Annotated in this window: 10 protein-coding genes; 6 read left to right on the top strand and 4 right to left on the bottom strand. The window is 40.5% G+C overall.

Annotation, left to right across the window (positions count from 1 at the left end; genetic code table 11):
- The first annotated feature begins 64 nt into the window (after positions 1–64).
- Positions 65–1,363: a cryptochrome/photolyase family protein gene (locus tag K2F45_RS16910; RefSeq protein ID WP_075993198.1), complete on the top strand. Its 1,299-nt coding sequence runs from the start codon at positions 65–67 to the stop codon at positions 1,361–1,363.
- A 76-nt stretch (positions 1,364–1,439) separates the two neighbouring features.
- Here the strand turns inward: K2F45_RS16910 and K2F45_RS16905 are convergent, their stop codons facing one another.
- The gene (locus K2F45_RS16905; protein WP_075994860.1) at positions 1,440–2,225 is read right to left on the bottom strand and encodes an alpha/beta fold hydrolase; all 786 of its coding nucleotides are present in this window, start codon (positions 2,223–2,225) and stop codon (positions 1,440–1,442) included.
- Positions 2,226–2,938: 713 nt separating this feature from the next.
- Positions 2,939–3,700: a type I methionyl aminopeptidase gene (gene map, locus K2F45_RS16900; RefSeq protein WP_075993197.1), complete on the bottom strand. Its 762-nt coding sequence runs from the start codon at positions 3,698–3,700 to the stop codon at positions 2,939–2,941.
- A gap of 335 nt (positions 3,701–4,035) precedes the next feature.
- Here map and K2F45_RS16895 point away from each other — a divergent pair, with 335 nt between their 5' ends.
- The gene (locus K2F45_RS16895; RefSeq protein ID WP_075993196.1) at positions 4,036–4,671 is read left to right on the top strand and encodes a nitroreductase family protein; all 636 of its coding nucleotides are present in this window, start codon (positions 4,036–4,038) and stop codon (positions 4,669–4,671) included.
- A gap of 87 nt (positions 4,672–4,758) precedes the next feature.
- Here K2F45_RS16895 and K2F45_RS16890 read toward each other — a convergent pair whose 3' ends face one another.
- A complete protein-coding gene (locus K2F45_RS16890) occupies positions 4,759–6,996 on the bottom strand; it encodes a glycosyl hydrolase family 95 catalytic domain-containing protein (RefSeq protein WP_075993195.1) in 2,238 nt (745 codons plus the stop codon).
- Between the two features lie 518 nt (positions 6,997–7,514).
- Here K2F45_RS16890 and K2F45_RS16885 point away from each other — a divergent pair.
- The 4 genes from K2F45_RS16885 to K2F45_RS16870 all read left to right on the top strand — a co-directional run bounded on the left by K2F45_RS16885 (position 7,515) and on the right by K2F45_RS16870 (position 14,233).
- Positions 7,515–10,271, top strand: a complete 2,757-nt coding sequence (locus K2F45_RS16885) for a DUF1553 domain-containing protein (protein WP_075993194.1) — start codon at positions 7,515–7,517, stop codon at positions 10,269–10,271.
- A gap of 176 nt (positions 10,272–10,447) precedes the next feature.
- On the top strand, positions 10,448–11,947 hold the full coding sequence (locus tag K2F45_RS16880) for a DUF1501 domain-containing protein (protein WP_075993193.1): 1,500 nt from the start codon (positions 10,448–10,450) through the stop codon (positions 11,945–11,947).
- Positions 11,948–11,951: 4 nt separating this feature from the next.
- Positions 11,952–12,824, top strand: coding sequence for a sugar phosphate isomerase/epimerase family protein (locus K2F45_RS16875; protein ID WP_075993192.1), 873 nt, complete (start codon positions 11,952–11,954; stop codon positions 12,822–12,824).
- Complete coding sequence (locus K2F45_RS16870; RefSeq protein ID WP_237241716.1) at positions 12,821–14,233, top strand: c-type cytochrome domain-containing protein; 1,413 nt, start codon at positions 12,821–12,823, stop codon at positions 14,231–14,233. The genes K2F45_RS16875 and K2F45_RS16870 overlap by 4 nt, the downstream gene beginning before the upstream one ends.
- Positions 14,234–14,608: 375 nt before the next feature.
- Here K2F45_RS16870 and K2F45_RS16865 read toward each other — a convergent pair whose 3' ends face one another.
- The gene (locus K2F45_RS16865; protein WP_075993191.1) at positions 14,609–15,907 is read right to left on the bottom strand and encodes an amylo-alpha-1,6-glucosidase; all 1,299 of its coding nucleotides are present in this window, start codon (positions 15,905–15,907) and stop codon (positions 14,609–14,611) included.
- Between the last annotated feature and the right edge of the window lie 7 nt (positions 15,908–15,914).

Raw genomic sequence — 15,914 nt, 5'->3', positions numbered from 1 at the left:
AGCTAACCTTTTGCCCTTTAAAATTGTTAACATGGGGTAGTGAATTCAACTATTAGTCGTTTTTATGGAAAAAGATAAAATTATTGTGTTTTGGTTTCGTCGGGATCTACGTCTGAATGATAATGCTGGGCTTACTCGCGCCTTAGCTTCGGGCTATCCTGTATTACCTATATTCATATTTGACGAGGATATTCTAATGCAATTGGAGGATAAAAAAGATCGACGTCTTCATTACATCCATCAGGCTTTAATCCGTATCAATACCATACTCGGAGAAAGCGGTGCAACTTTGAATACGTTCTACGGTAAACCTATTACTATCTTCAGGGAGCTGATTGAAAAATTTGATGTGCAGGGAATCTATTGTAATCGGGATTATGAACCGAAAGCAATTCGTCGGGACAAAGAGATTTTCGAGCTTTGTACAGCTATGGGAATTCCTTTCAAAGCTGTGAAAGATCAGGTTATTTTCGATAAAGGAGATATTTTAAAGAACGATGGAACACCCTATACGGTTTATACGCCGTATGCAAAAAAATGGCGGGAGAAATTACGTCCTGAGGACCATCTTTCCTATACCTGCACAACGGGATTTTTCTTTCAGCAAAACCATCAGCAGATTATTTCTTTGGCGGACTTGGGGTTTCTGGAAACTGACCTTATTTTTGAAGAACCAGAGCTGAATGCGACGATTATTGACCATTATGATACCACCCGCGATTATCCGGCATTAATGGGTACAACCAAATTGGGGATTGCACTTCGCTTTGGAACAATCAGTGTTCGTCGATGTGTTACTTTTGCTTTAAAACACAATGCGACCTGGTTGTCTGAATTGATCTGGCGTGAATTTTTTATGCAGATCCTCTACCATTATCCGCATGTTGTTACGGAATCTTTTAGAAAGCAATACGATGCCATACAATGGCGCAATGACGAGGTAGAATTCCAGCAATGGTGCAACGGAGACACTGGATATCCTTTGGTAGATGCGGGTATGCGCCAATTGAATAGTTCGGGTTATATGCACAATCGCGTACGAATGGTCGCAGCCAGTTTTCTCTGTAAGCACCTTTTGATCGACTGGAGATGGGGAGAGGCCTACTTTGCACAAAAGCTAAATGATTATGATCTCTCGGCCAACAATGGTAACTGGCAGTGGGCCGCCGGTAGTGGTTGTGACGCAGCCCCGTACTTTAGGGTTTTTAATCCGACGCTTCAGGCTGAGAAGTTCGATAAAAATCAGGAATATATAAAACAATGGGTTCCTGAATTAGACACTTCAGACTATTGTGAGCCTATTGTTGACCATCAGTTTGCCCGTGATCGCGCGATAAAGACCTACGCAAAGGCGTTGAAATAATAGTATTGAATGTCTACTCCTAACTAAAGGTGGTAAGAACCAATAGATAGGAGTGGACATTCGATGTAGCTAATTTTTATTGATCTAAAAACTCGGCAACAAATGCGTCAAATGCCTGTGGATTTTCGGCTTGAACCCAGTGACCGGCATTGGGAATCGTCTTAAACACGGCATTTGGAAATTGTTCCCTGATCTTAATTTTATCCTCAGGTAATATATATCTTGATTTCTCTCCAGGTAGAAATAATGTGGGACCGTTGAATATTCCTGATTTGACCCCGACAGTGATGAACTCCGTATATTTATTTTTTAAAACATCCAGATTAAAGCGCCAATCTAATTTCCGATCTTCTCTGATATATACATTTTTTAATAAAAATTGGATCACTCCCGGATCACTCAAATAGTGTTCAATCTTTATTTGTACATCTTTCCTATTTTCCAGTGTTGTGATATCGACAGCAGATAGCGCATCGAAGATATCCTCATGATGTGGAGGATAAGCTTTAGGGGCTATATCAGCGATGATCAGTTTTTCAATTTTTTCGGGATGATCAATAGCAAATTGCATCGCTACTTTTCCGCCCAAAGAATGGCCCAATAGGAGTACTTTATCTGCTCCAATGGATGTTATATAGGCCAGCAGATCTTCTACCATAACTTCCACCGACATATCTTCACTATGGAAACTTCGTCCGTGATTACGAAGATCGAGTAAATGTACCTGTCTTTTCTCTCCGAAACTACGACCAAAGGATCCCCAGTTGTCTGCCATACCAAAAAGCCCATGCAGAACAATTAATGGAGTGCCACCGTTATCTGCGCCATATATTTTGCTGTGTTGTAATTCTTTCAATGCCATGCTATCTATTATTGCAATTATTACCTCTCTGTGATGTGTATATGCAGCGAAGTTAGCTTTTGTTGGTGATTTTTTGATCGAAATTATGTAAAACATTTATATAAATCCCACTTGATCCCATCTTGTCGCTCTTATCAAAATGGTAGTATTTGGTGATTTATTGGTAGTTCATCGCCGCCATGTCCACCTTAATTTTGTGTAAACTTAATTCATAAAATAGATGAGCAATCCCAATGTTTATTAAGACAACTAAGCAAGAAGTAAAGGATGGATGACACATGTTTGGATAGTAAAAGTCTTTCCAATGTTTGGTGTCTCTCAAAATAGTTATCAAAACAGTTAACAGAGCATAGATGAGTTGGGGGGGATGTTATGAGAGAAGCTGAATTTTGAAAATGGAAATAAAATTTTTGGTAAAAGTGATTTTCATCACTTTTTTGTTGGGAAGAATACGCTACATTTACTGCCGTAGCCATTTATCCAGTAAGATTAGTCTTTGGTATTGACAAAAATTATTTAGCCATAAAAATATATTATTTGGGGGTTTTCTCGTTATGAGAGGCCCCTTAATTTTTATAACAACCTCTAGTTCTGAGATGAAGGGACTATGTACGCCACCGCAAGCTTGAAGTCTTGTTGCAAAGAAAATAGGTCTTTTCGATAGCTTTCAATAACTTGTTCGAAAAGACCTATAGGTGCCTTCTTATTCCTGCTTAGTAAATTGCATTCTGTGCTGTTAATATAACAGGAGCGCCATCGGTAATGAGAATTGTATGTTCATGTTGAGCCATGAATCCACCTTTGTCCCCAACCATTGTCCAGCCGTCGTTGAGTTCGGTCGCGTATGTGGAGGTCGTTGAAATAAAGGTTTCAATAGCAACAACGGTATTTTTTCGAAATCTTCGTTGGTCGAAGCGATTTTTATAGTTAAGCAATTCATCGGGTTCCTCGTGAAGACTTTTTCCTACACCATGTCCGCCAAGGTTCTTGATGACTTTATAACCTCTTTTTTTCGCTTCAGTTTCTATGAGATGCCCAATATCGGCTATTTTCACACCACCACGAATAGTATTGATTGCCTTTTGAAGAATTTCTTTTGATGCTTTTACCAATTTTTCGTGTTGAAATATGTCCTTTCCTATAACAAAGGAACAACCATTATCGGCCCAATATCCATCCAGTTCGGCAGATACATCGATATTGATCAAATCACCTTCTTGCAATAGCCTTTCCGCGGTAGGTATTCCGTGGCAAAACTCGTTGTTTATACTGATACAGGTGTAGCCCGGGAAACCATAGGTAAGAGCAGGAGCAGAATTTGCACCCATGCTTTTTAATATTTCGGCTCCATATTCGTCAAGCTCTTTCGTGGACATACCCACTTGAGCATGTGCTATCATAGCTTTTAAGGTGATGGCAACGGCATCGCTCGCTTTTTGTATGCCTGTTAGTTCTGTTTCATTCGTTATAGACATCGCTGATGTTTTTATTGTGGAGCAGGTGAGCTCTGTTTTTTATTTTGTTATTTATAACTACCGGGAACAATGATTAAAGGTCATTTTGTTTTGATCGGATATAAACCAGTACAAAGGTCTTAATAAATTTGAATAAAATAGGCATTTGCTTGCGATTACAAGTAAATATACTGTGTTTGGGCATTAAAAGTCTAGTAACAAATGCCGAAAAGCATTGTGTTTTTGTCCTAGTTTTTATTGTTTTAGTCTTTTGTTTTGATGTTTAGACATTTATTTTTTTATGTATCTTTACATAACTTTATGATGTTGCTATTGATCATTTAAATTAGAATAAAATGGCTTTATTAGATACCCTAGCATGGCGTTATGCCACAAAAAAATACGACCCTACAAGAAAGGTCGCTCAGGAAGATGTGGATAAGATTTTGGAGGCAGCACGTATGGCTCCGAGCTCGTCTGGACTTCAACAGTTCCGTGTGATTGTGATTACGAATCAGGAATTAAAAGAAAAAATTGTACCTGTGGCTTGGGGCCAACAAATTGTTGCTGATAGCTCACATTTATTGGTTTTCGCAGGATGGGATAGCTATACGGACGAACGTATTGATAGTACCTTCGACAAGATGAATGCCTTGAGAGGTTTACCTTTAGACACCACTGACGAGTATAAAAATAGATTGAAAGCACAGTTATCAAGCCTATCCGTTGAGCAACAAGCAGCCCATGCGGCTAAACAAGCCTATATTGCTTTTGGTTTGGCAATCGCTCAGGCAGCTGAATTAGGCGTTGATGCAACCCCTATGGAGGGTTTTTCAAATGCCGAATTGGATGAACTGCTTGGTTTAGATAAACTGGGATTGAAGAGTGCAGTTATGCTTCCTTTAGGCTATCGGATGGAAGAACAAGATTGGTTGCTGAAGCTGAAAAAATTTAGACTTCCGAAAGAGGAATTTTTGATTGAACTCGCATAAATTGCAGAACAGTATTAAAAAAAGCGTTTCAACACTTGGTTGAAACGCTTTTTTTATAGTTGCCTCCAACTTACATAGGGACCGCCTTTATAGACTACATAAGTTTACTGTTTGCCCCTTTTTTAGTTTCACATATTGTATGGTGTTATCTTTCTGTAAGGTCTTTTTCGTACTGACATGCATGAGCGTCTTGGGTTCAAAAATTCGAAAGGTACCATCTTCGGTCGCAGTTATTTTCAGCATAACGATTTTATCTCCTTTTTTCTCAGCGCTTACGATAAATCCGCCCATCGTTCTTAAATTTTTGAAAGATGCTGTTGCCCATTCAGCAGGTAAGGCTGGAAAGATTTCTACATAGTTATTCTTGCTCTGAATGAGCAATTCGTGTATTCCTTGCGCAAATGCAAAGTTGCCTTCCAACGTAAATGGTCGATACGTAAAGTCTGAATATTGCCCACCTTTCTGGTCGCCATTCAGATGAAAGGAATTGGTGGAACAAAAGTTCTGTGCAAATTTTTGAAGATTGCTAACGGCTTCCTTTCCTTGTTTAGCTCGCGCGTGTAAACAAGCCATCCATGCAAAGGAATAACCTACCCACGCACGGGTACCCAGTTTTTCAATATGATCTAGGGAACTTTCGATGAGCTTTTTTTCCTGCGGATTATTGATGTCTAATAAATCCAATGGATAAATTGCCATATAGGGAGACATATGCCGATGGGAATGTTTCATTGGAAGATTTACAGCAACTTGTAGTCCGGTTTTATCCGTCGCATAATGAGGTAGTTGGGCCTTACATTTTAACCAAGCTTGCGCTTCTTGCGGTTTTCCCATTGCTGTGCTCACCTCAGTAGCAGCCTGGAATAGAAAATGCGCTAAGCTAAGGTCGAAATTGGTCCAGTTGTCAAACCACGCTGATACACTATTGTCGTTGTATTCGGGACTGCTACTCAAAGGCAGGTAACGGAGTCCATTTTTTAATGTGGTTATATTCTTAAGGTAAGTCGCAGACTCAATGATATAGGGATAGGCTTGTTCTCTTAGAAAGGTTTTATCCATACTATATTTCCATTGCCAATAAAAATGTTGGGCCGCCCAAGCACCAATCGTAGGAGAAAGAGAATACTGAATCCATCCACCCATAGGGTCTCCATTTAAAGTAAGGACACCGGGTACATTCAGCCCATCGACACCGAAATATTGCTTCGTAAAGTCGCGATTTTTTTTGCGGATCTTCCAGAGCCAATCTGTATAGCTTTTGGCTTCGGCTAATCTATTCCCCGAATAGGCTGGCCAATAGCTCAATTGGGTGTTAAGGTCATTGTGAAAGTCTCCTTTCCAAGGGGGGAGGCCACCATTATCTGCCGTCCAGACGGCCTGAAGCGTAATTGCTGGAGCGCCTTCTCTTGCGACAGCACCGAGCTTGTACATATCAAGATAATATTGCTTTTCAAGATTTTTTTCAGGAATAGTTATACTTGATTTGGACCAATAGTTTGACCACCAATGCAAATGGCTTACTTGTTCTTCGGTGTATTTTTTGAGGGAAAGTTCAGAAGGGTTTGCCCTTTGATCGTTGACGATTGTCCAATATCCAATCAGTTTTTTAGCTGATATTTTTTCCCATCTCAATACAACTTCAAAAAAATGATTGTCATAAGTTTTTTGGTGCAGCACTTCGTAATTGCTGGTTCTGGTTATATTTCCTTGCTTATATCCTAATCTTGCTAAATCTTGACCTTCTACAACGCTTTTGTTTTCATCTTTGTTTGCGCTATTTTCATATTGATGGGGAATTAATTGAGGAACAAGTTCACTCACATTGTTTCCTGTAATTTCAAAATAGCCAAAGGGTTTATAGGCGTGTATGAAGGTTCTTAATATCCGACCATCTTTGAATTTAAGAATATTGGTGGCCTGTTCCAGGTCAAGTACGTTCGAAACGACAGGGCCAAATTTCGCTAAGTCAAAGAACAGCGACGCTGCTGGAAGCTTGGTGGGATAGGGGGATCTATCGTAAGGAGCGTCTCCCCACTCTTGTACAATGCCATAGCTGTTGTTTTTTATTTGTTGTTGGACCCAATTGAAATTGTGGTTTTCTATTGCAAAGGCCTTTCTTTCATCCCATAGATCTGCGCGATCAAGTGAAAATCGAATCGTATTATCTTTTTTCCAAATCAGTGCACCCAATTGACCATTTCCCAACGGAATGGCTTCATCCCACCGCGAAGCTAACTGATCGAAATGGAGGTTGTTGTCCGGTGTCGGTTGACCGAAAGAGAACACTGTAAACGAACAGAAGAGTATTAAATAAAGATATTTCATAATTGAAAGGGTTAGCTTGTAAATTTAAAACTCTGGAAGGGGAGATACTGACACTATTGTTACTTTTTTGCATACTATTTTATCTATGCGATGCCCTTGAGCCTGTTGAAATCATTTTAATAGCAAATTTAGCGGTGGTTGTATGCAGTGCAGAAAACTAAAAAAGTTAATTCGTATCGAAATTGTTATACTTTTTGATTCGAATAAATATGTCGCAAAAGTGTTGTTTTATTGTCTGCTGTTTAACCAAGGAAAGTACGTTATGCTGTCTTAAATCAACCTTTTGAGCAGGTGGGTCTATAGTGTCCAGAAAATCTCGCAAGGGCAAGGGGTAATATTGTTTATGTTTCTGTTAATCTAGTTTTAGTATAATCCAGTGTTGTTCTCTAATTTTATCCTACTCGAAACGAGCACATTTATGGAATAGTTTCGGCTCCACTTAACGAAGAAAATAATCATTATTCATTTCGTTTAGTGCATAAACCTAAAATAATACAGAATAGATATATCCCCAGGCTATGAAAAAAAAGATTTTGGTGCTAATATTATTGGCGCTTGTGCTTATTGGTACAAGCATTTTGACTTTTGGAAAAAAAGAGCCAGTTGATTTTAGCGCTGATGTTAAACCGATATTGAATAAACATTGTATCACGTGCCATGGTGGGGTTAAAAAAAATGGTGGTTTAAGTTTTCTTTTTGAAAATGAGGCATTCGCCAAAGCCGAGTCAGGCAAATCAGCAATTATTCGTGGCGATGGCGAACACAGTGAACTGGTAAAGAGACTGATTTCCGATGATCCTGAATTGCGTATGCCTTACAATGCCCCTAAACTGAATGACGATGAAATTGATATACTCAAAAGATGGATCGATGAAGGAGCTAAGTGGGGAGAGCATTGGGCCTATACAACACCTAAGGAAACGGAGGTCCCTAAACCTTTTTCGTTGCTCAGTATATTTGGTGTAAAGCCCAAAGGGGTGAACAATACGATAGATTTTTTTGTTTTGGATAAGATGAAGGAGAAGAAATTGTCCTTTGCAGATGAAGCCGATAAAGCATTGTTGCTCCGAAGAGTGTATTTGGATCTAATTGGTATCCCACCCTCGTTGGCGGAGATTCAAGCCTTTGAAGCAGACCAGCGTGATGATGCTTATACCCGGCGGGTAGACAGTCTGTTGGCTTCTCAGAAATATGGCGAAAAGTGGGCGAGTTGGTGGTTGGATATGGCACGATATGCCGATACGAAGGGCTACGAAAAGGATGGCTCGCGCACGATATGGACTTATCGGGACTGGGTCATCAAGGCCTTAAACAAGGACATGCCTTATGATGAATTTACGATTGTACAGCTTGCCGGGGATTTGCTGCCGGAGCCAACCAAGGATCAGCTTATCGCAACCGCCTTCCATCGCAATACCATGAATAATGATGAGGGTGGGACCGATAGTGAGGAATTTCGGATGGCTGCGGTTTTGGATCGTTTAAATACAACTTATCAAGTATGGTTGAGTACGACCTTCGAATGCGTGCAATGTCATAGTCATACTTATGATCCGTTTAAATTTGAAGAATATTATAAATCGTTAGCTTTTTTTAACAACACCAGAGATGAAGATACCCAAGGTGATCATCCTAAACTGCGTTTTTATACTACACAGGATGAAAAGCGAATTGACAGTATAAAGAGGTGGTTGTCGACGACAGGAAATGCAAGCTTGGTAAAATCAACAGATCTATTCCTTCACACCCTTGAGCCCAAAGTCCATGCGCATTACAGCGACCAAATAGTAGATGGTGCGCTTTATGATACGAAATGGTTGGGGGTGCGAACTGGAGGATCGGCTCGATTAAGGGCAATAAACCTGAATAATAAACAACAATTCTTCATGAATTTCTGGACAGGTGCAGTAGGAGGAAAATTGGAAATTCACTTGGATAAACCTAGCGGACCAATACTTGCCGTTATTGATTTACCGAGTACGAATGGAAGACAGGTTATTCAGTCTCCCATAAGTGCGACTCGTGGTGTACATGACTTATATCTGGTTTTCAAGAATCCATCTGTCGCTCATGGACAGCCGATCTGCATGATTGAATGGTTTGCATTTCGCGAGAACTTTCCACATGAAAAGTCACTGGATAATATGAATTTTCAAAAAACTTTTCTCCAGTTGGTCAATATGCAACCTGAGGGAGTACCAATCATGATTGAAAATCCCAAAGACATGCATCGTAAGACAAATGTATTTATACGCGGTAACCGCTTGTCCCTAGGTGCGGAAGTGCAGCCCACGGTTCCGGCGTCACTGAATAGTTTCCCTAAGGGGGCTCAACGCAATCGTTTGGGTTTTGCGCAGTGGATTGTCAGTAAGGAAAACCCATTGACAGCGCGAACTTTAGTTAATCGCGTATGGGCTCAACTATTTGGTCGGGGGCTAGTTGAACCATTGGGAGATATGGGCACACAGAGTATTCCGCCGATTCATCGAGAATTACTAGATTATCTTGCCCTAGATCTGATGAATACCAAAAAGTGGAGTATTAAAAAATTGATCCGCGAGATGGTATTATCCGGAACTTATAAGCAGTCCTCTAGCCTGAACAATTCCAATTTTGAAAAGGATCCACAGAATTATTATTTGGCAAGGGGACCTCGCTTTAGGTTATCTGCCGAACAGATTCGTGATCAGGCTTTAGCCGTAAGTGGATTGCTCAGCAATAAAATGTATGGACCAAGTGTAATGCCATACCAACCGGATGGGGTATGGATGACTGTATACAGCGGTGAGGCCTGGGTGAAAAGTGCTGGAGAAGATCAATACCGAAGGGGCATCTATACGTTTTTAAAGCGTACGAGTCCTTATCCTTCCTTTGTTTCTTTCGATGCTTCTAGTCGGGAGGTTTGTTTGGTCGACCGAATCCGTACCAATACACCGCTACAAGCGCTCGCCACATTAAACGATCCTGTTTATCTCGAAGCAGCTAAACATCTGGGGGCTATTATGGAAAAGGAGGGAAATGGAAACCTTAGAAATAGTATCCGTGTCGGTTATAAACGTGCAATGTTGAAGGATGCCGATGAAAAGAAACTCAAAGAGCTGGAACATCTTTATCAAAAAGCGTTGATTGATTTCAGCAAAAAGCCTGATTCAGCAGCCAAATTTTTGAATGAAGATTTAGCAAAAAGCAATGTAAAGGTCCTGCCTTCAAAAGCTGCCTACATGCTTGTTGCCAATGCAGTGTTGAATCTGGACGAGTTTTTAACGAAATCATAAATAATGAAATAATAAATATGGACTGAAACTTCTGGATAAGGGCTTTTCGTATGAAAACGAAGTCTCTTGTTAAGAAGGATAAGGCCTATGAAATAATAAGAATATAAACCGAAATGAGCTAAAGCTGCGGACTAAAAATTTAGTGACACAGACCGTTCATACGTAATGATAGTCAGATGAAAGATCTAAATAAGCTAATAAAAGAAGCGCAACAATTTGAATTGCAGGCTGTCACAAGGAGACATTTTTTAAAGGACTGTGTGGCAGGTATCGGAGGTATTGCTTTAGGGAGTTTGTTGACGAGTTGTAATGGATGGGGACAGTCAAAATCAGCAGAAAAGTTGGATCTGAATGCACTCAATCCGCTGGTACCCAAGCCTCCCCATTTCCCAGGTAAGGCTAAAAGCGTAATTTATCTGCATATGGCCGGCGCTCCGTCGCAATTGGAGTTATTTGATTACAAGCCTGCATTGCAGAAATTACATAATCAACCTTGCCCGGAATCCTTGCTCGCAGGAAAGAAATTTGCCTTTATTCGTGGGGTTCCAAAAATGTTAGGGCCACAGGCTACTTTTAAACAATATGGAGCAAGTGGGGCTTGGGTATCAGATCATTTGCCTCACTTTAGTAAAGTTGTTGATGAAGTGAGTTTTCTGAAGGCCGTGCATACCGATCAGTTCAATCACGGTCCAGCGCAATTGTTTATGCATACGGGAAGTGCCCGTCTCGGCCGGCCAAGCATTGGTTCATGGGTAACTTACGGTCTGGGATCTGAAAATAGCAATTTACCCGGATTTGTTGTGTTAACATCGGGAGGTAAAACACCGGATGCAGGAAAAAGTGTCTGGGGAAGTGGATTTTTACCGTCCGTATACCAAGGCGTTCAATGTCGTTCAAAGGGTGATCCCGTATTGTATATTGCCGATCCTGAAGGGATGGGAAGGGATATGAAGCGTGATTTGATTGATGCCATAAATAATGTCAACAAAACAGAATACGATACCTTTAAAGACCCAGAAACCTTGTCGCGGATTGCACAATATGAGATGGCTTATAAAATGCAGGTTGCAGTTCCTGAAGTGATGGACATCAATAATGAACCTGCGTATATTCACGAATTGTATGGAACTGAGCCGGGTAAAGAATCGTTTGCCAATAATTGCCTTTTGGCTCGAAAACTTGTAGAACAGGGGGTACGATTCGTGCAGTTATTTGATTGGGGTTGGGACAGTCACGGTACAAATCCCGCAGATTCGATTGATCTTGGCTTTAGAAATAAATGCCGGGAGATAGATCGACCAATGACCGCATTGATTATGGATCTCAAACAACGTGGTTTGCTGGAAGAAACACTAGTTGTGTGGGGCGGGGAATTTGGACGCACACCGATGCAAGAAAATAGGGACAACAGCGATATGCCATTCCTGGGACGAGATCATCATACCGACGCCTATACCATCTGGATGGCGGGCGGGGGAGTTCGTAATGGTATAAGTTACGGTCAAACCGATGATATTGGGTTCGCTGGGGTAGAAGGGCGCAGTTCTGTACACGATGTCCATGCGACCATGCTCCACCTTTTGGGTTTTGATCATGAGAAATTTACATACGATTTTCAAGGAAGGCCATTCCGATTGACAGATGTGGAGGGTGAACTTATTCAAGCTATAATTTAAAAACATGAAACAATTTCTAGTATTAATTTTATTTATGAGCAGTTTTCTATCCATGACTGCCCAGCAGTTACACATCAAATATTATTGCACCAATTGGGGAAATAGCGATTCTTGGGATACATTCTGTCTCCGGGTGAAAAATGCTGGTTACGATGGTGTTGAATCCTGGTTACCCGGTAGTCCAAATGAGCGCAAGGAGATGATTGATGCATTACATAAATATGGATTGAGTTTAGGATTGCTTTCAGGCGGATCGGGCGGAACTTACGAGGAATATAAACAAAGTTTTAAGCGTAATTTGGATGAAGCAGCACAGCTGAAACCCGATTATATCAATTGCCATACAGGTAAAGATTATTACTCGTTTGAGCAGAATAAAACATTGATTGAGCTTGCCGATGCGGCTAAAAATAAGTACCACATCCCCGTTTATCATGAGACTCATCGCGGAAGATTTAGTTTTGCAGCTCATGTGACAAAAGAATATTTAGAGAAGATTCCGACCTTACAACTTGCATTGGATATCTCGCATTGGTGCAATGTGCATGAATCAATGCTTTCTGATCAGCCCGAGGCTGTAACAAAAGCACTTTCCAGAACGGAGCACATTCATGCACGAATTGGGCATCCTGAAGGACCACAAGTCAATGACCCCGCGGCTCCTGAATGGAAGAGTATCGTTGCACAACATTTGACCTGGTGGGATAAAGTTGTTGCTAAGCACAAGGAAAATGGGGTGAAGTTATTGACCATAACGACCGAGTTTGGTCCAGCGGGTTATTTACCCACATTACCATTTACACAACAACCGGTGGCCGATCAATGGTCAATCAATGTTTATATGTTGCATTTACTCAAAGACAGATATAAAGAATGATAGTTTTCTTTGATGAATTATTGGGCTTTTTGGGACGATTTCACCCGCTTTTGGTCCATTTACCGATCGGCATATTATTGTTGGCTTTTGTTATGGCAATTAGGACTCGGTTTAAAGGCGGTGATATGTATTTGCCTGCTATTAAGCTCTCCTTATTCCTAGGGACTATCGCTGCTATAGTAGCTGCTTTATCGGGTTATCTGCTTTCACGAAATGGAGGTTATGAGGAGGATGTCCTGAGCTATCACAAATGGCTGGGAATTGCCGTGGCTATCAGTAGTTTATGGCTTTGGTTTCTTTATCGTAAAGAATCTTCTGGTGCATTTCGCTTTTGGCTTTTTTTCATCCTGGTGCTCTTAATTGGGGTGACTGGACACTACGGTGGAACACTGACACATGGAAAGGGTTACTTTGTGGAAGCTATGCCAGTAGCACTTAAAAAGCTGTTTAAAGCGGAAGAAGATAAAGAGGAGGTTCTTATCGTTCAAAATGCGCAGGAAGCAGAAGCCTATAAGGGAATTATTCAACCTATTCTAAAACAGCGTTGTCAAAGCTGCCACGGGCAAAGAAAGCAGGAAGGGGGGCTGGCACTGGATACAAAAGAGAATTTGTTAAAAGGAGGAGAGAACGGCACAGTACTAAATGCAAATGATTCGAAAAAGAGTGAATTATATGCCCGATTGGTGTTGCCCGAGGGACATAAGAAACGTATGCCACCTAAAGGTCGTACACCGATAACCGCTGATCAGATAAAACTGATTGCCTGGTGGATTGACCAAGGAGCCAATTTTGATAAAAAAGTGCATGAAATACCACAAACAGAGGAAATAGCTCATTTGTTGAAAAAATTGGAAACAGGGGAAAAAGAGGAGTCTGCTGTATTGTATGCTGATCTACCAGCAGCACCAGCTTTGCCAAAAGATAAAGTTGATGCTTGGCAGGCTAAGGGTATTAAGATCATCCAAGTTGCAAGAGATAATAACTTCGTGTTGGTTAATGCGATTAATTATCCTCAATTTAATGATAGGGACCTACAGGAATTGTTAGCCATTAAGGATAATATTGTACAGCTGAAATTAGGAAATACGGCTGTTACAGATCTTGCTTTTTCAACATTTTCGGCAATGCCCATTCTTTCCCGTCTGCATCTGGAAAATACAAAAATTTCCGATGCTGGATTGAGCCAGCTGAAAGGCCTGTCAAAATTAACGTATTTGAATCTGACAGGCACAAAAGTTACATCAAAAGGTCTATCAAAACTGAACGAGCTTCCGAGTTTAAAGAACGTCTATCTTTATAAGACGGTAAATCAGGAAGTCGTCGCAATAAAGCAGTTGAATGCTAAGATTAAGGCAGATACCGGTAATTATAGTTTGCCTTTTATTGAAACCGATACAATTAGGTTTTAAGCTGTTATTGGACCTGTTGGCTACACGATGAAAATCCGCGATCCAAATGGAATGCTCTTGTACAATTTAACGATTGAGCGAGAAGGACAAGTAATTTAAGGAAAATAAACAGGATATTTTAGCGGATAGGAAACGACTATACAAAGGAGAATGCGGAAAAGGCTTTAGCGTAATATAAAATAGGAATGCTAAGGTGACGATTTCAAATAAAACCTTCATGACTTCGTAGACATCAACAGCAATGAAAGCAAACTGAAGGTTCTTTCTGGCCAATAAGATTAGACACTTTCAGAAAAAATGCCCCCAGAAAGTGTCTAACTTTTTGGGGGCACTGCAAATTTCCTGCTGCTCTTTTTACATCGCGATAAGCTGTTTTTATTTCGTGCCAGCATGTTCTAGTAATTCGATAGCATCGTAAAGCACACCTGCTTCACCTCTAAAAGTTCCTGAACCTTCTGGTTTATTATCTTTTGTGTACCATTCATAAAAACCTTTATTTTTGATAACACGGGCAAGCATCGGCTGTATTTGTTCATAAGCTTCCTGTTGAAAACCATTTTTAACGAGCTGCTGAATCATACGCCCACCGAACCAGGTCCAGTCCCCACCATTTTGATAACCATACGGATACATGCCCTTGTTTTTAAATGAACCTGCAGGATAAGTTGGGTACACGGTGAGTCCAATTGTTGCCGCACCAGCGTCTTTTACATTTTTAATCATTTTATCCAATGAAACTTTTATTTGCTCTTTGCTGAGTAAATTTGCCTCAATAGCGATAGCTGTTCCTCCATGATAATAGATTTGATTTTCATCAAAATCAGCTGCAAATGGAGAGCCTTTGATATAAATATGGGGAATAAACTTTTGGTTCTTTTCATCCCAAAGGTGTTTCATGGTGTTACTTGCTATGGAAGCTCTGATTTTTTCCCATTTTTCTTTTTTCTCAGGAAGTAGATCCATGTAGTTGTCAAGGGCGATCAAAAACATCGCATTGTCGTAGATGTCCAAAGCAATATGCGAATTTTCATCTAGATGTACACCCCAGTCATGCTCGGGTTGAACGTCGCCCCAATCAACCGTGGTTGCACCCCAAAGTAAACCATAAGTATCATTATAACGTTTGTCCAATAAAAATTGCAAAGCATGTTCCATGCGATCCTTTACAGTTGCATCACCAATTTTTTCATTGAGAAAAGCTTTGTCTTTAGTAGCAACGATATATTTGTGTACCGCTTGAATTAAAGAAGATTCCTGGTCTGTTTCAACGGTGTTTTTATGTGCAGCATAATCAGGAGCCAAGGAGCTGGTGATTGTGTAATAGTCCGATACGCCATTTTTTAAGCTGGACTTTTTGACAAAACCGTCGGCAATATTACCATCAGAACCTTGTAGTTTAAAGAACAAAGCCAATTGATCTTTGATCTGTTCATGGGGATGTACTTTTGTTGCTAAGGTGATAAATGTGTTGTAATCTCTAATCCATACCTCACTGTATCCATCCCCCGCATTGAATCCGCTTTTGATGATGTTCGTAGCCATATCTTTGACAATATGGAAACTGCTATCTTTTTGGATGCTGTCTTGTAAATTGTTCGTAGAAACTTTACTGCCCGCGTTTTGGCAGGACAGTAATAGGAGCGATGAAGATAATGCAAAAAATATAGTTCTCATTGTGCTG

The sequence above is a fragment of the Sphingobacterium siyangense genome, assembly GCF_023277505.1.
GTDB lineage: Bacteria > Bacteroidota > Bacteroidia > Sphingobacteriales > Sphingobacteriaceae > Sphingobacterium > Sphingobacterium siyangense.
This window is presented reverse-complemented; position numbering and strand designations above follow the sequence as displayed.

Excerpts from the sequence above, each read along its gene's own strand:
- K2F45_RS16905 (WP_075994860.1), bottom strand. The coding sequence starts at position 2,225 with ATGGCATTGAAAGAATTACAACACAGCAAAATATATGGCGCAGATAAC.
- K2F45_RS16880 (WP_075993193.1), top strand. The coding sequence starts at position 10,448 with ATGAAAGATCTAAATAAGCTAATAAAAGAAGCGCAACAATTTGAATTG.
- K2F45_RS16870 (WP_237241716.1), top strand. The coding sequence starts at position 12,821 with ATGATAGTTTTCTTTGATGAATTATTGGGCTTTTTGGGACGATTTCAC.
- K2F45_RS16890 (WP_075993195.1), bottom strand. The coding sequence starts at position 6,996 with ATGAAATATCTTTATTTAATACTCTTCTGTTCGTTTACAGTGTTCTCT.
- K2F45_RS16865 (WP_075993191.1), bottom strand. The coding sequence starts at position 15,907 with ATGAGAACTATATTTTTTGCATTATCTTCATCGCTCCTATTACTGTCC.
- map (WP_075993197.1), bottom strand. The coding sequence starts at position 3,700 with ATGTCTATAACGAATGAAACAGAACTAACAGGCATACAAAAAGCGAGC.
- K2F45_RS16910 (WP_075993198.1), top strand. The coding sequence starts at position 65 with ATGGAAAAAGATAAAATTATTGTGTTTTGGTTTCGTCGGGATCTACGT.
- K2F45_RS16885 (WP_075993194.1), top strand. The coding sequence starts at position 7,515 with ATGAAAAAAAAGATTTTGGTGCTAATATTATTGGCGCTTGTGCTTATT.
- K2F45_RS16895 (WP_075993196.1), top strand. The coding sequence starts at position 4,036 with ATGGCTTTATTAGATACCCTAGCATGGCGTTATGCCACAAAAAAATAC.
- K2F45_RS16875 (WP_075993192.1), top strand. The coding sequence starts at position 11,952 with ATGAAACAATTTCTAGTATTAATTTTATTTATGAGCAGTTTTCTATCC.